At 28.0% G+C, this 25,950-nt stretch carries 8 protein-coding genes and 1 pseudogene; 4 read left to right on the plus strand and 5 right to left on the minus strand.

Going from position 1 to position 25,950, the window contains the following annotated elements; translation table 4 throughout:
* Positions 1 to 38: 38 nt before the first annotated feature.
* On the minus strand, positions 39 to 1,199 hold the full coding sequence (locus GOQ20_RS02960; RefSeq protein ID WP_167845341.1) for a Cof-type HAD-IIB family hydrolase: 1,161 nt from the start codon (positions 1,197 to 1,199) through the stop codon (positions 39 to 41).
* Positions 1,200 to 1,543: 344 nt separating this feature from the next.
* Here GOQ20_RS02960 and GOQ20_RS02965 point away from each other — a divergent pair, with 344 nt between their 5' ends.
* The gene (locus tag GOQ20_RS02965) at positions 1,544 to 15,607 is read left to right on the plus strand and encodes a GA module-containing protein (RefSeq protein WP_167845342.1); all 14,064 of its coding nucleotides are present in this window, start codon (positions 1,544 to 1,546) and stop codon (positions 15,605 to 15,607) included.
* A gap of 414 nt (positions 15,608 to 16,021) precedes the next feature.
* Complete coding sequence (locus tag GOQ20_RS02970) at positions 16,022 to 17,680, plus strand: IS1634 family transposase (protein WP_167845068.1); 1,659 nt, start codon at positions 16,022 to 16,024, stop codon at positions 17,678 to 17,680.
* Between the two features lie 337 nt (positions 17,681 to 18,017).
* Here GOQ20_RS02970 and GOQ20_RS02975 read toward each other — a convergent pair whose 3' ends face one another.
* Positions 18,018 to 18,158 (minus strand): hypothetical protein, encoded by a 141-nt coding sequence (locus GOQ20_RS02975; RefSeq protein WP_167845343.1) that lies wholly within the window; start codon positions 18,156 to 18,158, stop codon positions 18,018 to 18,020.
* A complete protein-coding gene (locus GOQ20_RS02980; RefSeq protein WP_167845344.1) occupies positions 18,134 to 20,101 on the minus strand; it encodes a hypothetical protein in 1,968 nt (655 codons plus the stop codon). The genes GOQ20_RS02975 and GOQ20_RS02980 overlap by 25 nt, the downstream gene beginning before the upstream one ends.
* 123 nt (positions 20,102 to 20,224) lie before the next feature.
* Between GOQ20_RS02980 and GOQ20_RS02985 the strand changes: the two genes are divergently transcribed.
* Entirely contained in the window at positions 20,225 to 22,717 is a 2,493-nt protein-coding gene (locus tag GOQ20_RS02985; RefSeq protein WP_167845345.1) for a valine--tRNA ligase, read from the plus strand.
* Positions 22,705 to 23,534, plus strand: a pseudogene (locus GOQ20_RS02990) (bifunctional 5,10-methylenetetrahydrofolate dehydrogenase/5,10-methenyltetrahydrofolate cyclohydrolase). The gene GOQ20_RS02985 and the pseudogene GOQ20_RS02990 overlap by 13 nt, the downstream one beginning before the upstream one ends.
* 83 nt (positions 23,535 to 23,617) lie before the next feature.
* Here GOQ20_RS02990 and rpsT read toward each other — a convergent pair.
* Both rpsT and GOQ20_RS03000 read right to left on the minus strand, forming a co-directional pair.
* Positions 23,618 to 23,881: a 30S ribosomal protein S20 gene (gene rpsT / locus GOQ20_RS02995; protein ID WP_167845346.1), complete on the minus strand. Its 264-nt coding sequence runs from the start codon at positions 23,879 to 23,881 to the stop codon at positions 23,618 to 23,620.
* Positions 23,882 to 23,957: 76 nt separating this feature from the next.
* A complete protein-coding gene (locus GOQ20_RS03000) occupies positions 23,958 to 25,907 on the minus strand; it encodes a hypothetical protein (RefSeq protein WP_167845347.1) in 1,950 nt (649 codons plus the stop codon).
* Positions 25,908 to 25,950: the final 43 nt, after the last annotated feature.

The following is a 25,950-nucleotide window of genomic DNA, read 5'->3' on the forward strand; positions in this document are numbered from 1 at the left end:
GGCAAAATAAAAGCACCAGCAATAGCGCTAGTGCTTTTTTACTTGCTTTCTAAAAAGAGGAGTAATTTCTCGATTCAAGGAGAATTATTGTCATATCCAGGATAAACTGAGCTTTTCTTGGTTATTTCAAATCCATTATCCATGCTGACGCTATATTTAACTACATCAAACATTGAAATATCATTTTCACCATCACCAAAGGCAATTGTTCTATTTAAATCTAAACTATATTTAGATGCAAGGTACATTAATCCTTTACCTTTAGTTGCAGTATTTTCCATTACATCATACATTGTTTTTCTAGAATAAAGGCCATGAATGCTGCTTAGAGAAGCTGAAAGCTCTTTAATTTGCTTAATTAAACTTGGCTGTGCGCTATCAGTTAAAATTAAGAACTTGCACACATGATACTTATTTATGTCAAAAGTAGCATCAATTTCAGTATATACACCAGGAGCTAAAAAGCTATAATTATCCCTTTCAGGGAAAAATTTAGTTGCTCCAGTTGGATGCCCAAACATTCCGTTTGTTGTATAAATTAAAAATTCATAATTTAGCTCCATTAATTTATCAAACATTTGCTGAGCATCTTTGCTTGGCATTGAATCATAATGAATAAGCTGATGATTTTGGTTATCATAAATCATAGCTCCATTTGATGTAATCATTGGAAAATCTGGTTTAATGTTACTGATTGTGGTTTGGAGCGTATAATAAGGTCTTCCAGTTGCTATAATTACCTTTTTACCCATTTGTTGAAATTTCTCAATAGATGCAATATTTTTTTTAAAAATATCATTTTTCTCATTAAGTAAAGTTCCATCCATATCAAAGACAAAATTGTCAATTTCATCTAAATTAAACTTAACTAATTTGATTTTGTAAGCAACAGCTTTATGTTCTTTTTGCTGCTCTTTTGAGTAATACTTTTCAATTTCTAAGTAGTTATTTGGATCATTATTTTCAAATCCTAATTTTAAATTATCAATAGCAGCAAAAAGCCCTTTAAATGAATCAAATTTTTCAATTTGTTCAATTTGAGCAACTTCAAAATCACCACTATCTTGGTTTTTGATCCGTATTAAATTACCTACTTTTAAATTTTGTCTTGATGGATAATCAAGACGAATTTCATATACTTTTTGACCATTTCTTATTTTTTTAAACCACTTATTTTCAACTAAAAATTCTCTTTGCACTTTATTTTCCTTTAATGAATTATTTATATTTTAAATATTTTTTATTTTTATCAAATTAATTTATGCTTGTTTTGTTTGAAATTGCCCAAGTTTTGAAAGTAATTAGAGAATTTTAAGCATTTTTATTTTCTATAAAAAACTAAATTAAGATTTTCCAAAATGCTCTCTAAAAAAAAAAAAAAAACTTTTAGAGCTGCATTGTAGGTATAAAAGGAAAGCGTTAATGTTTTGAATATCTAGATTATTGCATATACTTAATTAAGTATTTTTTAATAAAAGAAAAGAAATCTTTTTATAAATTAAATACTTTATAACAATAATTTAAAAGAAAGAAGTGATAAATTATGCACAGAAATAAGAAAACAAAGAAAATCCCGTTTGTCTTAGCAAGTGGTGTTTCACTTACTAGTTTATTTGCAACTTTATCAGTTACGATAAATGATCCAGCAACTGCAAATGTAAATGAAGTTGTAAATACTCAGTTTGAAGAAGTCACCAACTTTTTTGAAGACACTATTTGAAATAATTATGCAAATATCGAAGGTATAAATTCAGGAAGAAATTTAGACAATTACAACTTTTTAACTCCAACAACCTTTGATAAGCCACAACTTTATAATTATTTAAAATTAGAGGGTAATCGAAGTGATTTAGATATAGGGACTACACCTAGCACAAAAACAAACGATGGTTTAAATAAAACATCTCCATCACTAATGTCTACTCGTGATTGAAGTAGGTTTTTTAGTGTAAATGAAAAACAAGCAGCAATTTATAGCGGGAGATATAGTAATATAGCTCTTGGTGCTTATGATTTTCTCAAATGAGGACAAAGAAATACATTTAACTGATCTGGGGATAATACTGCAAAAGGGAACTTTTGATCAGGTGATGGTTATTCATCGAATTCAAACACTAAAAAATTTAGAATTGGATTTAATTTAACTAATTTATATACTAAAGATTCAAATTTTTATGGTGCTTTTTGAATGTCTAATGACATTATTTTAACTGGGCAATTAAAACTTACGTTATTTGCTAGACACAAAGATACTACCGACTTTACACAAATACAACCAGGAAGTGTAAAAACATATGTTTTTAAAATTAATGAAAAAGGTAATTGAAATGAGAATGATGATGAAATTAACCCTTATACAATTAACTTTGTAGAAAACATTGCTAAAGATCAAGCAAACTACGTTATTGTTAATGATTCAATTTCATATTGAGCTTCTCTTGACAAATATCAATATGTTTCTTATTATAAAAATGTTCCAGAAGATGTTAAAAACTCACCAAATTATGCTTACACTAAAAATTGATTGTCAAATGGTGGTTCTAGATCTTCTTTAGATAAAATCTTAATTGATTCAAAAGTACCTTCTACACCTTCGGATTTTGATTATAAAGTAGATGATCAAGGAAGAACTAAGTTTGGTCTTGGTTGAAAAGCAATTGAAAATTATTCTTACCAATATACAAATCAACCAGGTGGTGACGTATCAAAATCAATCAGAAATGTCCTTAGAGATAATCAAGGATCTATTTTTAATTTCCATGTTACGGCTTCAAGAGTAACAGGTGATTATATCCCTTCAGTAATTATTGAATTTGAAGTTAAACAACACAATGAAAATACAAATGACTTATTTTTCGGTTCACCTATAAATGTTAACAATTCTAATTTAAAAAATTCATTTATTGGAGCAGGAACTAATAGGTTTTGAAGTGAAAATCGTTATCATTCCATGACTTCTGGATTTATGAAAGTTTCTAAACGTAATGAATCAATGATTAAAAAATTCATAACTAGAGAAAGATCATTTGTAGAGCCTGAGTTTGCAAGTGAAAATGATAACTTGCCTAGAACAAACATCGAGTTTATTGATAAATCTAAAGATATTCAATATCAATTAATTTATACTCAATCTAAAAAGAATTATGAGAGTTTAAGAAATGCCAAAAATCAAAATAATGAATTTTTAACAGAATACGATACTAAATCCACTGTTAATTCATCAACAATAATTGCTAATAAAGATTCATTAGTTGCTAAACCCGTTTTTACAAAAGATACAGATGATAAAATTTGATATGCAGCTAACTCTGCTGGAACTCCTTTAACATCTTTTTCAAACAAAATAAATGATGGATTTTATGTTTTTGAAGATATTACTTATCGTTTAACTGATTTAGAAAAAGTTAAAAGGTATCTTAATGGTAAAAAATGATTAACCAAAGCTCAAAAAAATAAAGTTATCGAAACTGCTACAATGGTTATAAAAAACCAAAGTAATAATGATTATAAAAATAGTTATTTATTTGACCCAAGCAACGATGCATCTGATTTTCTTGCTTCAAATTTCACTAACGCTCAAGAAAGTGAATGAAATGATGGTGTATTAGCCAAAAAAGTGAATACATTAAAAGAGTTTATTTCTTGAATCGATAGATTAGATGAATCACAAAGAAAAGGAGAATCATACTACCTTTTATCTAAAGGTACAAAATATGAAGATTCTAACACACCTGCGTTTTCAATTGATAACATTGAAGTACCAATGAAAACCAACTTTTATTTAATGCAAACATCAATGCGTCCTTTTGTTCAAAGAGGATCTAATAATAACTCTAATCCAATTAGTACATACTTTAACATAGTTTCAGAATTTAATAATGATCCAGAAGCAAAAGACAGAAATATTGTTACTGAATTCAAAGATTGACCTAGAATAGAGAAAGATGTTTATTTTCAAGATCGTCTTTTAAAAGAAGTAGCAAGAACTGGTAAAGAAAACCTTGAAAAAGCTTTAAATGAAGCTTTAGCTCCACTCTCATTACCTAGTGAATTGTCAGTAGTTTCAAAAAGTTTAAAAACGTTATTGATTTACGAAACAATTAAATTTTATGATGATCCAAATACAAAACCAAGTTCTTCGGACAGATACGAATTTGTAAAAGACGGGAACGTAAATGATCAAAATTATAAAAATAAAATGGCTGACATTGTCAATAGATATGGTTTAGCAATTTCGACTTTATATAAGAAAATCGAAGCTATTAAAGATGAAAAAGATAAATTTGTCAACAATAATCCTGATTCTGATTATCACAATATTTATGCTAATTCAACCCAAGAAAATCATCTTATTAGTGATAAATGATATAAGGATTATTTAAAGAAACTTAATGATGAAGGTGTTTCTAATGCTGATAGCATTTATAGAGATTTAACACGTTTATATGCTTTTATTAATGATGCTTATGCTAACTTAAAATCTCAATGAGTTGATAAAATGGTTAGCTCAAATGGTAATAAAGAAGAATATTCAAGAAACATTGATAGTTTTGAGTTTTTAACAGAAGATCAAAAATTAACATTTAAAAATGTTGTTGCAAATAACCAAGCTGAAAACAACTATTCTTATGATGCCAATACACATGTATTAACTAATAAAATTGCTCAAACTGACAGTTTCTTACAATCAAAAACAAATGAAGCATTTAATAAATCTAAAGAAAACTTAAAAAATAATATTGATTCAGATTATCCTTATTTAACAGCTGCTGAAAAACAACAGTTAAGAGATGCTATTGATAATGCACAAATTAATAAAAATTCAGCCACTAGATTTGGTGATGATCTAAGTTTACAAAGTGCTATTTTACCTTTTAAAACTCAAAATAGTTACCGTAAACAATTAATAGATAAAGTAAATTGGTCAACTATTGATGGGAAAAATTCTGCATTAACTCAAAATCAAAAAGATGCTTTAATTAAGGAAATTAAAGAAACTACTTTCACAAGAGAAACTAAAAATGCTTACTCTGATAAAATTTCAAACTTAAATACTTCAATGGTTGAGCTTAAAAACCAATTTGATTCTTTAGATGAAGCAACTAGAAATTTAACTTCAACCAATTACACTTATTCAACTGATGATGTTAAAAGAACTTTTGAAACAAAATTACAAAAAACTAAAGAAGTGCTTCAAAATACAACTTCTCCAGCGATTGTTGATTCTAGTTCTATAAATACACTTAAATCAGATCTTAAAAATGCATATGATGCTTTAAATGGTGATTCATATGAAACAAGAGTTAAAACATTTAACAATTTAACTGAACAATTGCAAAATCAAATTTTAAATGAAATTAGACATAAAGGTACACAAAGTGAACGTGAAGCAGTCTTTAATAAAGCGCAAGAATTAAATGATTTTGTGCCATCTCTTGTATCTCAAATTAATGACGCTAAAAGAGTACAAAACACAACAGATTATACAAGTGCTTCAAATTCTAAAAAAACTAGTTTCAACAATGCTCTTAGCTCTGTTTCAGATCTAATTGATGCTAATTCAAAATTAAAAGAAATTAGTCAATTTATTTCTACAGAAAAAGTGCTTAAAAACACAAAAAGTAAAAAAAATGCATTGTCAAATGCTATTAGTGCTCTTAATGGTGATGAAATTGAACAAGAAAGAACTAGAATTAATAATTTAGTTGTTGAGTTTACTTATCCAAATTCTGCAAGCATTTTAGCTAAAAATGCTCAATTAGATCAATTTACAACTACATATACACCTGAGGCTAACACAAGTGTAACTAAAATTAGAACAACTGAAATAGATGATGCTAATGGAAAATTAAAATTAGAATATCAAATCACTTCAAGCAAATTCCAAAACGAACCAGATATTCAAATTAGTTCAACTAAAACAACAAATTTCATTACTAACTTTAAAACTTCTTCACAAGAAGAAAAAGAACGTTTAAATGATCCTGAAAATAATAATATTTTAGTTAATGTTGATGTATCAGATAAACAAGTGCAAGCATCAGCACTTAAACTTGCAAATTCAATTAATAAAATTAATTTCCAAATAACTGGACAAGCAAGCGCAAGTGATGTTGTAATTGATGGTTATGATGATGTAACTGGTGATTTACAAGTTAGTTATAAACTTCAATCAACTAAATATGGAATGACAAATGTTAAATCAGATACAGTTTATACTAAAATAATTTCAGGATTTAAAACTGAAACTATCCGTTTAAATGAGTTATTGAAAGCAAGTAATGTAACTTCAAGCGTTTTAAATAAAAATAAAGATGTAAATAATGTAACTAATGCAGACTTTAGCTTAACAGCTAATTCTAATGTTCAAAATGCAAGAGTAGATCAGGTTAATATTACTAGAAGAGATGCTGCTACAAGTAATATTGAAACAACCTTTGCTTTAATTTCAACACGTAAAAAAACTAATTTAATTACTATTAACGATTCTTCAAGACAATCATGAGCAAACTTTGCAACTCCTAAATCAAACAAAGTATCTGACACTGTTGTTGTAGGTCCTTTTAAAACTGTTGAACAAATGGAGCAAGAAAGAATTGCGGCTCTTTTACCTAATTTAGTTGCGGAATACCCAAATAGCGCTAATGTCACACCTAACCAAGCACAAACAAGTGGTATTCTGTTTAAAGTTAGAGAAAACAACACTTTAAAAGAGCTTTCAGATCCTTCAATTCAACTTTCTATTTCAAACTTTGTAATTCAAACTCCAACTCAAGAAGATTTAAGAAATGGAAAAATTAATTTCACTTATACTGTTAATTCAGCAAAACCTAATTTAAATGTTTCTCAAGATGTTACATTAAATGATGCTAATGCACCACATTCTCTTACAGGATTTAAAACAGAATCAGTGAGAATTAATGAAGTTTCTCCAACAGTTACAATTAAAAATAGCAAAGCAATTAGTGCAGATGCTGTGAAAAATTCTAATGTTGCTAATTATTTAACTTTTGCAAATTATAATAGTGCAACTGAACAAATTGCAAATATTATTGTTAATAACACAAATCAACGTAATGGTCAAATTACTATTTCTTATGATGTAGTTTCAAAATTAGTTACTACACCAAGTGCTATTTCAAAACATTTTGCAAATGTAGTTGTTAGTGATTTTGAAAATGAAAAGGAAAGACTTGCAAAATTAGATAATTTCGGTCTTATTAACCTTAAAGGCACAATTAATAAAAATACTACAAAAGCATCAAGTTTAAATGTTTCAAGTTTTGATGTTGAAACTATTAACAATAATTTAGCTAACTCAAAAGCAAAAGTTGTTCCTGCTTTAACTAATACAAATGATGAAAACGGAAGTGCTACTTGAACTTGAAGCATTGTTTCTACTAAAGCTGACCTTAAAGATGTTGTTTATCAATCAAACAAAAATAATGGTGCAACAGGATTTTTAACAAATCAAAACGAAGAAGTAAATCGTTTAAATAATGAGGTTAATGTTTCATTTACTAAAAATGCTGTTAAAGTTCTTGCTTCTCAAATTACTAGCGACAATATCGAACAATATGTTAAAGTCACAATGAATTCAAATACTCAAAAAGTAGTTTACGACAGTTTCAAATTTGATGATATTACAGGTAGATTAAAAATCACTTACCACCTTCAGTCTACTCAAAATGGATTAAACAGTGCTGTTTCTAATTCAAAAGAAGCGTTTGTAAATGTTCAAAGTAACCAATTTACAACTGAAGCAGAAAGAATTGCTAAGTTAGCGCAAGATTTAGTTAATGCAAATAGTCAAAATCCACTTGTAAATTACACAGGATTAGACAAAAATAATACCAAAGCTTCACTTGTGCAACCTGCTCAATTAATTTTTAATAATAATGTAATTAGATCAAGTGATCAAGCTAGTGGACAAGTAATAAGTATTGTTAGCACAGATGATGTTAGTGGCACACTTAATATCTCTGTTAAAATCAAAACTAATAAATCTTTAGCCCAATTGAATACCATCGATTCAGTTGGTTCCACTGATATTAGTGCAACCAAAGAAGTTAGCTTAACAGGATTCTTAACTAATTTAGAAGAGTATCGAAATTCAATTTTAAGTAAAATTGAAGAATACAAAAACGCAGGTAAAATAACACCAAAGCAAGCAAAAGAATCAACTAATGAAGCTAATAGCAAATCAACTACTGATGAGCTAGATAAAGTTAAAGAAAAACTCGAAAGAACAGCTTATCTAAATCGCGTTGATGAACTTCAAAACTTAAACCCTAAACAAAAACAAGAGTTAATTAGTAAATTAAATACTAAACCAGTAAATAATTTAGATAATATTTTTTCAAATTACCAAACAATTAACTCTAAAATGAATTCATTAAAAGAAATTATTAATGAACTTGAAACAAATAAAACAAAAGATAAATATACTCAAGCTACAAATAAAACTGATTTTGATAACTTGATGGAAAAAGCAAAAAGTTTATTAACTTCTAATCAAGATAATGGTGAAAGCATTTTAGATACCTTAATTGCTGATGAAATCACAAACGGTTCTCTTAAAAATGAGTTTGCAAAATTAAACGGTGATCAAGAAGTAGCTAAAAAATTAATCGATAATCTTGAGTTTTTAAGCGATAATGAAAAAACAAGCTTTAAAAATAAAATTGATCAAGTTGATCTTGTAGCTAATAATTCTAATTCAAAAGAGCTTATTGATAATATTGTAGAAAGTGCTCAAAACGATAATACATCTAAAGAAAATGCCTTTAATGAGATTAACGATCGCGAGCCTAAAAAACTTAATGATTCACAAATTGATGAAATCAAAAAGCAAATCAAATCTAATGATTTAACTAACATCGAGGCAGTTAAAAATAACGCTGATACACTTTATGAAAAAATGTCTACATTAATTGATAAGGCATCTCAAGAAACAACTAATAAAAATTCTTCTGAATATATTAATGCATCTAAGGAATTGAAAAAAGCTTATGATGATGCTTTAACTAATGCAAAAGATGTTATTAATAACAGAAATACAAGTATTAATAAAACTCCACAAGACTTAATTAACGCTAATGCAAATGCTGATCAAGTTGATCAATTAATTAATGCTTTAGATAATGCATTAATTAACCTGCAAAAAAATAGTGCGTCAAAAGAAATTGAAGCTCTTGAAAATCTTTCAGAAGCAGAAAAAACTAAATATAAAGAGTTGATTGAAAATGCAGAAAGCAAAGAAGAAATTACTGAGATTCTTAATAAAGCTAAAAAAGCAAATGATGAAAAAGCAAAATATATAGAAAAAATTAAAAAGATCGATGGTTTAAGCGAACAAGAAAAACAAGAGTATATTACAAAAATTAAAAATGCAGAGTACAATGAAAACGATTCAAATAATCAACAAAAATTTGAAAATATTGTTACAGATGCTGCAAAGCAAGGTTTAATTAATTTAATTGATACAACTTACACTTACTTAAACCCTAAACAAAAAGCTGATTTAATTAGCTTAATCAATAAACAAACAACAAAAGAATTAGCTCAAGAGAAATTTGATAGCTATAATTCTATTAATGAAAATATGAAACAACTTAAAGAAGTTGTAATTCCTGCAATTGAAGAATTAAAAAATGGTAATACCAATTCAAAATATTCAGAAGCTAGTCAAACACCAAAAAACAATTTTGATAAAAACTTGCAATATGCCAAAGATCTGCTTGTTTCAACAACAGATAATGGAAAATTAGCAGGTGCAATTAATAATTTAGAAACTTTAATTGCTAATAAAAACGAAGCTAATAGTTTAAAAAATCTTTTTGCCTTATTAGATGGTGAAATTGTTGTGGCTAAAAATAAAATTAATGATAGTTTACAATATCCAAATTTAAATAGCACAGAAAAAGAAGGTTTAATAGCAGATCTTGGTAGAATTAATTTACTTCAAGACAATTACGCTGATCAAATTAGTGCAATAATTGAAAAAGTCAAGTTAATTAATTCTGAAAAAGAAAAGAGAATTGGATTAATTGATGGATTAAAACATTTAACAACAAATTCAAATAATTCACAAGGACAAAAAGAGTTTTACATCGAAAAAGTTAAAAATCTTGTTGTAACAGTTGATTCTAATTCAAATCCAATCGCTTTAAGTGAACAAAGTAAAAAAGAATTAGATAAACTTGTTTTAGAAGCTCAAAAACAAGACTTAATAAATCAAATAAATAATTTATATCCACATTTAAATCCAAAACAAACTTCAAACTTAATTAAAGCAATTAATGATTCTGTAAGTTATGCAGATGCTCAAAATGCATTTAATAGTTATAGTTCAATTAATGAAAATATGAGCACGCTTAAAGATTTAGTAACTAAATATGAAAATAAAAATGTTCATTCATTAGATGATTACACTTATGCATCAGAAGCTAAAAAACTAGCTTATGATTCAGTTTTCAATGCAGCTAAAGAACTTATTGCTTCAACTGAAAATGACGGAACAAAAGAAGGTTCAAAATTAGATGTTTTAATTGCTGATAATCAAACAAACGGAAGTTTGGAACATGCTTTTGCTAACTTAGATGGTCTAAAGCAAAAAGCAATCCAAGAAATTAATCAATTAAGTAATTTAAACTCAAATGAAATTAGTAATTTAATTTCTAATATCAATAACATTGATAATACTAGTTCAAATAAAGCGACTTTAATTAATGAAATTAAACAAAAAGCTGAACGTTACAACTTGGCAAAACAAAAAACAATTGATGAATTAAATAAACTTACTGATTTAAGTAGCGAGCAACTTCAAGAATACATTAAACAAGTTAAAGCGGTTGATTTTACAATTGATAATCAAACTCCAGCGCCACAAGAACAATTGAATGAAATTCTTAAAAATGCTAAAAAACAAACACTTAAAAACTTAATCGATCAGTTAAAAGCAATTAACACTAATCAACAAGATGCTTATAAAGCAAGAATTGATAACGCTATAAATGCAGAAGAAGCTCAGACAATTTTAGAAGAAGCAAAAGCATATAATAACGCTAAACAATTAGCTGATCAACTTAAGCTTAAAGCGGAAGAATATAAAAAATCAATTGATTACCGTTTATCAGATCAAGAGAAAAAAGATGCTTTTGATAATGCTTTAAGTAAATTAAGCACAGAAATTGGTCCTAATAGCCACGCTAAAGATCTTGCAAACTTAAATAAATTAGTGCAAGAATTATCTGCTGCAAAAGAAGCATTAAATGGTGATGAAAACGCTCAAAAAATTAAAAAAACAATTAATGAGCTTGAGAAATTAACAGCAGAGCAAAGAAATCAGCTTAATAATGTTGTTGAAAATCAAAATTCACTTCAAGCTGCTCAAAGTATTCAAAATAATGCAACAAACTTAAATATTAACCTTAAAAAATTAGAGCAAGCAATTATTAATGCACAAGATGCTAAAAACCAACCAATTTTTAAATTAGATGAACAAACTGCTAAAGAAGCATTAAATAATTCTCTTAATGGTGCAATTGCAGAAAAAACAGCAATTGAATCGGTTGAATTTACTGAAGAAAAAGCAAAAACTTTAGAATCATTAGCAAATAGTGTTGATCAAGCTGCTGATGACCTTATTACAAAAACTAATAATTTAGATGGAAGCAGAAAAGATCTAAAAGCAAAAATAGATCAATTTGTTTTATTAGATGATGAGCAAAAGATAGCCCTTAAAAATAATGTTGACTTACTTGATAAAAATATTAACCGTGATGAAGTTTTTGCATTATTACAAAATTATTTAAATTCAGCAAAAAGTAAAGCAAATAATATTGTTGCTAACTTAAATAACTTAAGTTCAAAAGAAAAAGAAAATTATGAAAGTTTAATAAACAAAGCTCCATTAACTTACCAAAAATCAATAAATCCATCTTGAATTATTCAAGAATTAATAGAATCTAATGCTCAAAGTTTTGATGCAAAAGTTAATGCTTTAGTTGAACAAGCAAAACAAGAAAACCAATCAAAAACAAATGCTATTAAGCACATTAAAGAGTTAGCAAATCTTACAAATGCTCAAAAACAAGATTTAGTTGATCAAGTTATTAATAATAATGTTTCTCAAATTGAAGCAATTCAAAATAATGGTGATATTTTAGATGCAGCAATGCTTTCTTATAAAAACGAAAATTTTGCTTCTAACCCAATTTCAAAAACTGATGTAGATTACACTCAAGCAGATGATGGTCTTAAACAAGCTTTTGATGATGCTTTAACAAACCAAGCAAATAATACAAATGTTGAAACTGGTCCTAATTTTGATTTAGCAAAAGTTAAGGAAGAACATAAAAAATTAATTGATGCAAGAGAAGCGCTTAATGGTGATGAAAAACTTGCTCAGGCAAAAACCAAAGCAAAAAATAATATTGATACTAAATACAATTATTTAAGTGATGCACAAAAAGCGACTGCTAAAGATCAAATTGATTCAAACAACATAAACACAATTGAAAAAGTAGAAGAACTTGATAAAGCTTATTCAGCACTTAATTCAGCAACTAAATTGTTAAAAGATAATATAAGTGCAGCAAGTGCAAATAAAGAAGCAATTCGTTACACTGGTTCTGAAAAAGCTTTAAGAGATGCTTATGATAAAGCAATTGATAATGCACAGGCACTTAATAATAATTTAAGCAATAACACTTTCGATAAATTACTTGATACTGAAAACATTAAAGCAATTAATGATGCAATTCAAAATGCTTTTGACGCACTTAATGGTGAGCAAAACATTACTAAAGTTCAAAATGATGCAAATAATTTCATTGATAACCTTAGCGATTTAAATCAAGCTCAAAAAGATGCTCTTAAACAAAAAGTTTCTGAACAGAAAACCCCTGAAGGAGTTGCTAAAGTTAAAGAAATTGCAAATCAAGTTAATGAAGCAATGAAAGATCTTAATGTTTTAGCTAAGCTAGAAAAAGAAGCTAAAACAAAAGAAACTGAAAATTACATTAATGCAGATAATACAGATGAAAAACCTTACAAAAACAATTATGATAATGCACTTATCGAGGTAGAAAAAGTATCAAAAGAAGGTGAAGATGCTGAGAATAAAAAATCAAGCATTATTGATCCAGAAAAAATTAACGAGCTTGTTTCAAATCTAAAAGAAGCAATTAACAATCTTAATGGTGATGCAAAATTAGCTGATGCTAAAAATGAAGCAATTAGTTACATTAATGGTTTAAATAACCTTAATAATAAACAAAAAGAAGCTTTAATTGCAGAAGTTAATAATGCTAAATTACTTGAAACTGTTGAAAGTATCAAAGCTAAAGCAAATACTTTAGATGGTGCTATGAAACAGTTAAATGATGCTATTAGCGAAGCTAAAAAGCAACTTTCAGAACATCCGATTAAATATGACAATGCTGATGAAAATTTAAAATCAAATTATGATGCTAAACTTAAAAATGCTGAAAACTTAGTTGATAAAGCCAACGGGGAAAACCTTGATTTAAGCGAAGTTGCAAGAATTGAAAAAGAACTTACAGAAGCTAAAAATGCACTTAATGGTCAAGCTAACTTCAGTAATAAAAAAGAAGATCTTATTAAAAAAATTGATAAGGACCCTAATTTAACACCATCACAAAAAGAAAAATTAGCAGAGAAAGTGCAAAACGCTCAAAATGATCAAGAACTTGAAGAAGCTGAGCAAATAAAAGAAAACCTTTCATCAAAAATGGAAGAGCTTAAAAAGGTTCAGAAGCAAGCTAAAGAGCTTCAAGAACAAAATGAGTATCAAAACGCAACTAAGGAAACTCAAAATAATTTAGATACTGACATAACTAATAATGATAATTTAATTAAAAAAGATCTTGCCGATCCAGTAAATTGAGATGAATTAAGCAAGGAAATTGATGCTTTAGTTAATAAAACTAAAGAAGATATGGTAAACTTAATTGCTGAAGCTAAAGAAAACTTAGAAAATGCTAAAAATGAGCTTGTAAATAAATTAGATGATTATGCAAGCTTAAATAATGCTCAAATTAATAACTTCAAAGAGCAAATTACAAATGCACAGTTAATTTCAAAAGTAAATGAAATTAACCAGGAAGCTTCTAAGTTAAATGATCAGATGCAAACATTAAATAATTACATTGAGAATGTAATTAAATCTGGAAATAACTTAGATCCAAAACAGTCAAGCAATTACATTAATGCTAGCGATAATCTTAAAAATAACTTTGATGCTTCTTATGAAAAAGCTACTAATTTAGTTAATAAAGAAACTGGAAAAGGTCTTAATTTAGAACAAACTAAGGAAATTTACCTTAAAGTTAAAAAAGATTTTGAAGCTCTTAATGGAGAACAAAGAAAAACTCTTCTTGCTGATGAACTTGAAAAATTAGTAAATCAGTCTAATACCTTTGTTAAAGAAAGTCCATATGTTGTGGCTCCAAGTGATAAGAAAAATGCTTATGATCAGGCAATTAATAAAGGTAAAGAAGCTCTTAATGATTTAGAAAATGAAACAGCTAAAGAAATAGAACAAATCGTGGATCAAATCAAGAAAGCTATTGAAGATATTCTTGATAATAAACAAAACCTTAAAGATTTAATTGACAATATGCCTAATTTATCTGATAAGGAAAAACAGGTATTTAAAGATCAAATCGAAAGCACAAATGATCCTAAAAAACGTTATGATGTGTTAGATAAAGCACAGCAGTTAAATGATAAAAAACAAGAATTAATTAATTGAATTAATTCACAACCAAACTTGTCTAGCTTAGATAAAGAGCAATTAATTAATCGTGTTAAAAATGCGGATGCTTCAAGTGAAAGCTGATATAGAGATCTTAAAATCGAAATCTTAGAAGCAAACCAATTAGTTAAAAAATTATTAGATAATAACAAAGATAATGCTTTAAGCGATCAGGAAATTGATCAAATTATTGATCGAATTAAACAAATTGGAATTAATAATCCAGATTATGACAAAATAGCTAATGCTTATAAGCAATACAACTATTTATCTAATGCCCTTAGAGATTATAGAAATTCAAGTGTTGCTGCAAGTGATTATAGCGATGTTAAAGCTAGATTAGAAAAAGCAATTGCAACTCACGTTGACTTTGCTTTAAATTCTCAAGAATTAGCAGCAATTAAACAAACACTTAGCCCTAAAAAAGAGCAATTAAACAAAGTTGCTCAATGTGAAATCGATTTAGTTAATCCTTTACTTGATAAAAATAAAACTAGATTCGAAAGCGTTCTTGATGAACTTCATCAAACTCTTCCTAACCAATATCAGCAATTCTATGAAGGATTAATTAAAGATAATTACTTTGATTTAATTAACAAAAATGGTGATAAATTAACTGAAAAAGACATTGCAACCATCAAAAACATTGAAAAACGTGATGCTTCTAATGTTATTTACAGTGCCGCTTTAGAAGTTACTAAAAATAAATATTCATTTGCAAAATCACCATGACTTTGAATCTTAATTGTTTTATCAACAACTATTGTTGGGCTTACAATCCTTCTTTGATTTATTACTAAAAAACGTAAGAAAGAAGAACGATAATAAATAATTATTTCAAATCCTTTTAATTTATATTGCAGCAGATGCAATATTTACCCCTTAATTAAAACAAAACACCAAAGCAACTAGCTTTGGTGTTTTTTGATTCTAAGCTTCCAGTTAAAGCTATTCTTTAGGCTCGGCTTGAACTTATTTTTTATACGACTGCAAGCTAATTAGCAAAGCAATTTTTAAAAAAACCACGCAAGATGCGTGGAATAAACTAATAGTTTATTAATTCATTGATAAATCAATTACAATTTCTGCAAATTTAGCTAATTGCGCCCTAACTTTGACACTTTGGTCTTTTTTAAGACTTTTTGAATTTCTTAATATATTACATATATTAAGAAATTTTTTATTTTTTTATTTCATATATAGTAAATATATGGTATAATATGGTAAAAAGGACAAATTATGGCATCAGTACAAATCATCAAAAAGAATAAAACACAATATGTAAGAATCGTAGAATCATATTGAGATAAAGAAACTAAAAAACCAAAAATTAGAGAAGTAAAATTTTTAGGTAAATTAGAAGATCTTACAAAAGATAATCCAAACTTCATTGAAGAATTAAAAGAATCTGTTAGTTCAAAGAAAAATCAAAAACAAAAAGATAGAAACGAACAAATTTTACAAATCATGAATTCTTTAAAATTGGACAAATTTAAAGGAACAGAAATTAAAGGATATGGAAATTTAGTTTACGAAGAAATCATAAATTATCTAGAATTACCAAATTTCTTAAATGACTTACAAAAGAAAAATAGTAGGTCAAAATATGACCTAGCATCAATTACAAAAATGCTAATTTTAACAAGAATTTTAGAACCATCTTCTAAAAGAAGTTCAGTTGAAAAAATTAAAAAATATTGATACAAATTTGATGATAGTTTGAAAGACATTTATAGATCACTTGAGTTTTTACAGGATAAAAAAGCGGATATTTTAAAACATTTAAATGAACAATTTGTAGACAAAATTAACAGAAATTTAACATTCTGTTTCTATGACGTTACAACTGTTTATTTTGAAAGTTTTATACCTGATGAACTTAGAAAATTTGGTTTTTCAAAAGACAATAAAGTTAACCAAACTCAAGTTGTTTTAGGTCTTTTAATCGACGATATGGGAATACCGATTTATTATGATTTATTCCCTGGAAACACATCTGATTTCTTGACTTTAAAACCTGTTTTAGAGAATATAAAAAGAGACTTAGGTATAGATAAAATTACTATTGTTGCAGATAGAGGTTTAAACTCAAAAAGTAACTTATTAGCCATAAAACAAGCAGGATACGATTACATAATGGCTTACAAAATCAAAGGTAAAGAAAATAAAATTGAAGGAATTTATGATCTTGATACATATAAAATGATGTATGAAGAATTCAGTGTGAAAAAACAAGATCACAAAGAGCTTTTTAAATCTAATAATACCTTTTATGAAATTGACAATAAACTGATTTTAACTTTCTCTGGAAAGAGACAAAGAAAAGATAAAAAAGATCGTGAAAGACTTATTAAAAAAGCTGAAAAATTACTCAATTTATCAGCTATAAAATCAGAAATGAAAAGAGGTGGTAAGAAGTATTTAAAACTTTCAGCTAACGAAGTTGAGTTAGATCATCAAGCGATTTTGAAAGATGAAGCCGCAGATGGATTTTGTGGAATTTTAACATCTCATGAAGATATGGATGAAATGGAAATTATTGAACAATATTCAAAACTTTGAAAAATAGAAGAAAGTTTTAGAGTGATGAAAACAAACTTTGAAGTAAGACCAATTTATCTTTCAACTGAAAAGACAATCAAAGGACATTTTTTAATTTGCTTCCTTGCACTCACGATTCAAAGATATTTAGAATTTGTTCTTGAATATTGTGGTTATCCGCTTCCTACGAATAAAATAATTGAATCAATTAAAAATCAAAAATTATCAATTATCCCAGAAATAAATACTTATATTAAATCAGAAGAATCTGAAGAGTTCAAAACTATATTAAAAGTTCTTGGACTTAAACCAATTGAAACTATTGGTAAATGTGAAGACGTAAAATTTACTATATAGGAATTGTGATATAAAAACGACGAATAGCTCTATATTGTAGGGTTATTCGTCGTTTTAAGTTTTAAAAGTGTCAAACTTAGGAAAACGTAAGAAAGAAGAACGATAATAAATAATTATTTCAAATCCTTTTAATTTATATTGCAGCAGATGCAATATTTACCCCTTAATTAAAACAAAACACCAAAGCAACTAGCTTTGGTGTTTTTTGATTCTAAGCTTCCAGTTAAAGCTATTCTTTAGGCTCGGCTTGAACTTATTTTTTATACGACTGCAAGCTAATTAGCAAAGCAATTTTTAAAAAAACCACGCAAGATGCGTGGAATAAACTAATAGTTTATTAATTCATTGATAAATCAATTACAATTTCTGCAAATTTAGCTAATTGCGCCTTATGATATTCTTCTTTTTGCTTTTGAACTTCGATGTATTTAGCATTTAATTCATTGTACTGAGCTAAATCAGCATTGTATTTTTCCATAAGCTTGTCATATTCAGCTTTTTTCTGATTATATGCTTCAAGTTCTTTGTTATATTTTTCAAGCTCAGCTTGGTATTTAGCCTGTTTTCTTCTTCAGAAATATTTTCATTATCATAAGCATGCTCATTTGGTTGCGCTGGAGCTTCTGGTGCTTCAGGAGCAACTCCAGGGTGAGGTAAAATTTGATCAGGATTTTGTGGATCTCTTGCAGGTTGCACGTCTTCAAAAGTCTTCTCTTCTAAAATTTTACTTCCAATTAACTTATCATATTGCTCTTCTGATAATTCAAAGTAAAGTGTTGAATTTGTAATTGGTAAATTATCATCTTGGTTAGTAGATGAAAAATCAAATAATCTAGCTTTTGATGATTCATAGAAAGTAGCACCAATTGTGTCGATAATTCTTCCGTTTCCATGGTCAAAGAATTTAAATTCAAGATTTAAATTATTATCTTGGACATTTAAAGAAACAACTTTTAAATCTAAATATGAAACAAAGGCAAATGGTGTTTGTGGCAAAATAAATCTTCCATTATTATCTTTAATTGAATCGGCATTTAATTTTTTGAAAAACTCAATAAATGATGGGTTAAAAGTGCTGTTTTTGCTAAAGAATTTAAGGTAATCTAAATCCATTTTTACTAAGTATTTTTCTTTAACTTTACCAGCAATTTGGGATGATAATAATTTTTTACCTACAATACTTTCAGGGTCTAAATTATGTTTATCAAACTCATTTTGGTCATTCTTTTTATAAATTAAAATTGGAGTTTCTTTAGTTGCGTTATTTGATAATTTTAATGTCACGCTCATTGCTTGGAAAGGGACTAAATCATCAAGAGTATCAACATTTTCCAAATCAAGTTTATCGACATTATCTGCTAAAACTTGATTTAATTTTTCATTTGTTCCATTAATTCACTCTTGTCTTTTTTCATCAGTATCAAGTGAACGATTTTGCTTTGCAAAAACACTAATCAAGCTTTCAACATCTTCTTTTGTAACAAAAGGAATTCTTTTGATAACAACCGCATTATCTTCATTTTCTGAACCAGCTTCAGCCATTTTTTCATATGTTGAATGAAGTGATGTTAAGCTAAATGGACGATTTTCATACTGCTCACCATTTTTGTAAATGATGTTAGCAAAATTATCTTGGAATTGTTTTACAATTTCTTGATATTTTGTCGCTGTATTTCGTATTAATTCGGTCATTTTTTGATTTTGTTCAGCATCATCTTTAATTGCGACTGCAGTTTTAAATCCAGCTGCAAATTCATTAAGTGAAGCTGCTGTTTTATTGAGTAAATCTTTGGGAGCAATGGTAAATTCACCAGTTTCATTTTGAGCAAATTTATCTAAAAATAAGTCCATTTCTTCTTTAAAGTAATTAAAGTTATTATTTACTTGAAGTCAAAGTTTTCTAAGGTCATATTTTTTAACTAAAGCGTCAATTTTCTTAGCTGTATCTTTGTTTAAATAATTATATGCAAAATTTAAAATTGCTGTTGGGTAAGAACCATTAGAAAATGTATAGTTGTTGATTTTACCTAAAATAATGCTTAATTGGTACTTGTTGTTATTTTTAGCAAGGTCTTCTTTAAGTAAAGTAAGCCCATTTTCATAAAATTCAGCCATTTTTTCTTTATTTAACAATTCAGTTTGAATTCTAGCTAATTCTATTTCAAATTCTTCTTGTTTATCTTTAAAGCGTTCTTTAATATTTTCATTATTTTTAATATTTGAAATTACTTCATCAACGCTAGAAATTAACAAATCATTGATTTGTTTAAAAGAAGTTTCGTATAAAGAAGCTACTGAAGCATCTTTGGTGATTTCTTGGTATAAATCGACTTCATTTTTACTTTTATCATTACATGAGATAAAAGAAAGTGGAGAAATTAGGGCTAATGAACCCAAAAATAATGTTTTTAATTTTTTCATAATTTGAAATTATAATGTTTTTAACAATTTATTTAGGTAAATAATTTATAATTATAAAGACTAGTATATTTTATAAATATATGATACTTCTATTACTAAATTTACTTATTTTATGAGGTGAAAATGAATAAAACTTACGAACACATAAAGGTAGAAAAAGGGATCGATTCTAAATGGCAAAAGAAAAGGTATTTTTCTACTCATGATGAAATGAAAAAGCCATTTTCGATTTTATTACCTCCGCCTAATGTTACTGGAAAATTACACCTTGGACATGCTCTTGATGTTTATATTCCAGATACCATTATTCGTTATAAAAAATTAAAAAACTTCGACGTTTTATGACTTCCTGGAATGGATCATGCTGGAATTGCAACTCAAAGTAAAGTGGAAGATGTACTTTATCAAAGCACAGGGCAAACTAGACATGATTTAGGTAGAGAAGGATTTGTTGATAAAGTCTGAGAATGAAAAAAAGAATATGCGACTTTATTCAGAAAACAGTGATCAAAAGTTGGGCTTGCACTTGATTATGATCGTGAGCGTTTTACTTTAGATAAAAAAGCTAATAAAGCGGTACTTAAAGTCTTTGTTGATTTATACAAAAAAGGTTACATTTACAAAGGAAACCGCGCAATTAATTGAGATATTAAATTACAGACAGCTTTATCAAATATTGAAGTAGTTAACGAGCCAAGAGTTCAAAAAATGTACTACATTAAGTATCCTCTACTTAATTCAAACGAGCATCTAACAATTGCAACAGTTAGAACTGAAACTCTTTTGAGTGACGTAGCTGTAGTTTATAACCCTAAAGATGCGCGTTATAAGCATTTAAAAAATGCACAAGCAGTACATCCAATTACTAACAAAATCATTCCATTAATTGCTGATGAATATGTAGATCCAAACTTTGGAAGCGGGCTTATGAAATTAAGTGCTCATGCTGAAGTTGATATTGACATTATCCAAAAGCACGGCCTTGAAATTAATGAAACAATTGATAAAAATGGAATTATTGTTTCTGATATTGAGCGTTTCAATGGTTTAGAAAGATTCGTAGCTCGTGAAGAAATTGCTAAGTTTTTAGATGAAAAAAACTTACTTGAAAAAGTTGAAGAAACAACTTCAAATGTGGCTATTTCAGATCGTTCAAAAACAGTTGTCGAAACTCTTGTGATGCCTCAGTGATTCGTTAAAATGGATCATTTTAGAGATTTAATCTTGGATAATTTAAAAAGCAAAGAAGCAGTTAAATTTTTCCCTAAACGTTTTAGGGAAACGCTTAAAAAATGAATGGATAATGTTCATGATTGAGCTATCTCACGTCAGCTTTGATGAGGACACAGAATTCCAGTGTGATATGATCAAGATGGAAATATGAAAGTTCAAGTTAAATCACCAGGGAAAAATTGAACCCAAGATAGTGATGTTTTAGATACATGATTTTCATCGGGGCTTGCACCGTTTGTATTTATGAACTGACCAGAAAAAGATAACACCCTTTTAAATCGTTATTATCCAACTTCACTTTTAGTTACTGGTTATGATATTATCTTTTTCTGAGTAGCTAGAATGTACTTCTTTGGACTTGAGTTTATGAAACAAATTCCGTTTAAAAGAGTGCTTATGCATGGGCTTATTCGTGATATGCAAGGACGAAAAATGTCTAAATCACTCAATAACGGAATTGACCCAATTGAGATGATTGATAAATATGGTTCAGATGCCCTTAGATGATCTTTAATCACTAATTCAACACCTGGAATGGATATTCGTTTTAGCGAAGATAAAGTTGAAAGTGCTTGAAAAATTAGCAATAAGTTCTGAAACATAGCTAGATTCATTGACGAAATGCCTGAAGATGAAAATAAAAACTTAACTGATGCTGATTTATGAATTATGAATAAATTAGCGCATTTAAGCAAAAAAATCAACCGTAATATTGATAAATATGACTTTGCTGTTATTGGTTCAGATATTTACCGTTATATTTTCAATGAATTAAGCGGGTGATACATTGAACTTCTTAAATCTAACCCATCAAAACGTGGAGCAATGCGAATTTTAGAAAAAACTTTAATCGTCCTTCATCCATTTATGCCTTTTATTACTGATCGGATTTATTCAGAAGTATTTGACAAAGAACTTCTTGAGCAAAAATGACCAATTATTCGTGAGAATAAAAACGTTAAATATATTGATCAAATTATCGATGTTGTAACTGAAATCCGTAAATATCGTGAAGAAAATAACCTTTCTAAAAAAGAAATTATTTACTATGACATTGATAATGTAGTTGATCCGAAAATGATTATTGCAATTGATAAGATGGCTTTTGCTAAAAGAGAAGCTAATAAAGATTATTTAATTGCCTTAGATCAAATTAACTTATATCTTAAACAAGATGAATCAATTAAAGAGAAAAATAAGCAAGCTTTAATTGACAAAATCGCTTTTGTGAAAAATGAAATTACTAGAGCAAGTAACATTTTATCTAATCCTAATTTCGTTGCTAAAGCACCAAAAGAAAAAGTTGATGCAGAAAAAGAAAAATTAGCTAAATATGAAAAAGAATTAGCTAAATATGAGGAGGAATTAAAATGCAAATATTAAGTGGAAAAGAACTTGCAAAAAGAGAGCTTGAAGCTCTTAAAAAACAAATTAAGGAGATTAATTTACCAAGACCTCTTCGTCTAGCAATTATTCAAGTCGGTGATAACCCTGCTTCAAATAAGTACATTAGTGCTAAATTAAAAAAATGTGAAGAAGTAGGAATTGAAGGAAATTATTCAAATACCCTGAAAAAATTACTCAAAACCAATTGCTTAAAAAACTTGATTCAATCAATGAATGAGGAGATGGAATTATTGTGCAATTGCCACTTCCAGATCACATTCCTGAAAAAGTTATTTTAGATGCTGTTCCATATGATAAAGATATCGATGGACTTAGCGCTAGAAATGAATTTTTACTTTACAATGAGCCAAATTCAAAACACTACATTCCAGCTACAGCTAGAGCTGTAATGGAACTTATTGAACATTACAAAATCCCTGTTTTAGATAACCGGATCAGTGTGGTTGGACGTTCAAAAGTAGTTGGAAAACCAGTAGCTCACATTTTAAAAAGAAACAATACTCACGTATCAACTTTTAATGAAGAAACTGGAATTAAAGGAATTGAATCTAGTGATTTAGTTATTGTTGCTATTGGTGAAGCTAAATTTGTCAAAGCTCATAACCTTAAAGAAGGTGCTATTGTTATTGATGTTGGGACTAATTTAGATGATAAGCTTACAGCTGATCTTTGTGGTGATGTTGACTTTGAAGATGTTAAAGATAAAGTTGGCGCCATTACCCCAGTTCCTGGTGGTGTTGGACCTATGACAGTTGTATGCTTACTTAAGAATTTAGTTGAAAGATATAGTTAAATTTTGCAAACAAACCTTTTTATTAAGGTTTGTTTTTTATAAAAAAAGATGTAGCCTAAGCTACATCTAAGTTTCACACTAAATTAGTTTTTGTGTGAAGCAACAAATTGATCTAAACGTGAGTGTTTTCTAGCACCTTTGTTAGCGTGGAAAACACCTTTAGAAACAGCTTTACCAATTACTGAGTGTGCGTTTGCAACTAATTGGCTTGCGTTTTCAGCATTAGCTAAAACAGCTTCACGAGCTTTTCTGATAGCAGTTTTAACACGTGATTTCATAGCAGCGTTTTTTACACGAGCAGCTTCCATTTTAGCAATACTTTTAACTTTAGATTTAATGTTAGCCATGATCTAACCTCCCTTTTTCTAATTAAATTAATTTGAAAAATCTAATTAATTATATCTTAATTTATTTATTTTGTTATTAACTTTTTGTTTTATTAAAGTAGTATGTATCAAGTTGTGAACGAAGCTTATCATCAACTGAACCAATGCCTTTGTGCTCAAAGTTTTCTTCTCTTTGTTTATCAGTTAGAGCAATTTCATAAATTTTAATTGCTCTTAAATCATATTCATTTTCATCAGTGATAAAGTAGTTTCTTCTAATAAATTCATAATCAACAGTAGTTGAAGGGGTATAGTTAATAAAGTCAAAATTAGTAAGATTAGGATATTTTGTTTCAACAATTTCTTCAAAGTAAGCTTCATTTCCTAAATTTACATGTGAAAGAATATTAGCAACTCTTGCAACAAATTCTTCATCAGTTTCGATAGCATTTTCTTCTTCAAGAGGGAAAAGTTCTTTAAATTGTGCAATTAAAGCAGGATCATTTTCAAATTTTTGAGTCACAAATTCATTGAATTTTTGTAAATCTTCATTCGAAATTTCTTCTTTAATTGTTTCTTTGTAAATGGCTTTAAGTTCATCAAGCATTGAAGTTAAAAGCTCAGGTTTTTCACCGAAAACAAACTCAAGGTATTCTTGATAATAATCAAGCAATGTCTCTTTCATAGCTTCAGTTTTATCTGTAATTCTTTTAGCAACCATTACGTTATTAATTTTGTTTAAGTTTGCAAAAATTGTGCTTCTAATTGAATCATAAATAATGTCTTCAGTTTGTTCATTGACATCTTTAGCAACGACAAATGTGTCCAATAATATGATGTTTTTGTTAAATTTGAAAGCTTGAATAGTACCATCTGGAACAATATTTCCGTTTTCATCTCTAAGTTCATTATCTTCTGAATAATAAGCATCAAGAGCATCACCATTAAACATTAAAGCAACATCAACATCTTTTCTTGATGGATCAATTAAATTACGTAAAATGTTTTGTCCATCACCATCAAAAGCAATGTGTTTTCCATCTGCGATTCTAAATGAAGTTGAATCTTGCACAAGTGAAATAAAGTTATCAATCGATCATTTGTAATTAGCAATTGTGGTATTACCTGTAAAAAGGTTTTCAAGTTCAAAAGGTGCATCAGGTGTTGAATCAAGCGCAACTTTATTATAAGCACTACCATAAAGCATATTATTTCTAACTGCATCAGTAATTACGAAATTTGAGTATCCATTATGTGAAAGGTAGTTAAAGATGTTAAAAATTGAAGCATAGTTAAATGGTTTAAGATCTCTTTGATCTACACCATTTAATATAGTAGTAAATTCATCTTGTTTACCTTCTTTTTCAAATTTTTTACCTAACTTGGTTCAGTAGTTTTCATTGAGTTTTTTAGCATTTTCACGAAGCATTTCTTCAGTGATTGGATCTTTAGATGCTTTTGATTTTAAAGGATTATAACCAATCATTGAATCTTGAACATAATAAGGAAGTACATATTCTCATAAGTGCTTAATTGAATCAGGATTTTTCTCTTTGAACTGGTTTCATTGCTCTTCAGTAAGATCTTTAGCATCATTTATATCTTTATCATATGAAGCTAAATGATTTCAAACTGGCTCGGTGTAAATGTTTTTAAGCATCGCTTCAAGCTCAGTTTTATTTGGCTTATGATCAAGCTGGAAAAATTTTTGAAAGTTTATTGGACGAATCAAGTCTTTTTTAATTAAACCAACTGCTTGGAATTCACTTCCAATACCAGCACTAACTTTACGGTTAGTAAGAGCGGTTGTAAATTCGATAATTTCGTCAAATACTTTGTAAGTAAAATTATTATTGATCTTATCTATATTACCTTGATACATATAAGATTTATAGTTATAAAAAGCAGGTTTAAAAGGTTTTGAGTATTTATATACTCCAAGTGATACCATAGCACCTGCTATTATCGGGACGGAGGAAACTAACGCCACTTTCTTTCATTTATTTTTAAAAAAACGCTGTTGAGGTTTTTCTTCTTTAGTTTCCATTATTTCTCCTTAATATTAAATTAATTTTTTGATATGAATTATT

The organism is Mycoplasmopsis gallinacea (genome assembly GCF_012220205.1).
Lineage (GTDB): Bacteria > Bacillota_I > Bacilli_A > Mycoplasmatales > Metamycoplasmataceae > Mycoplasmopsis > Mycoplasmopsis gallinacea_A.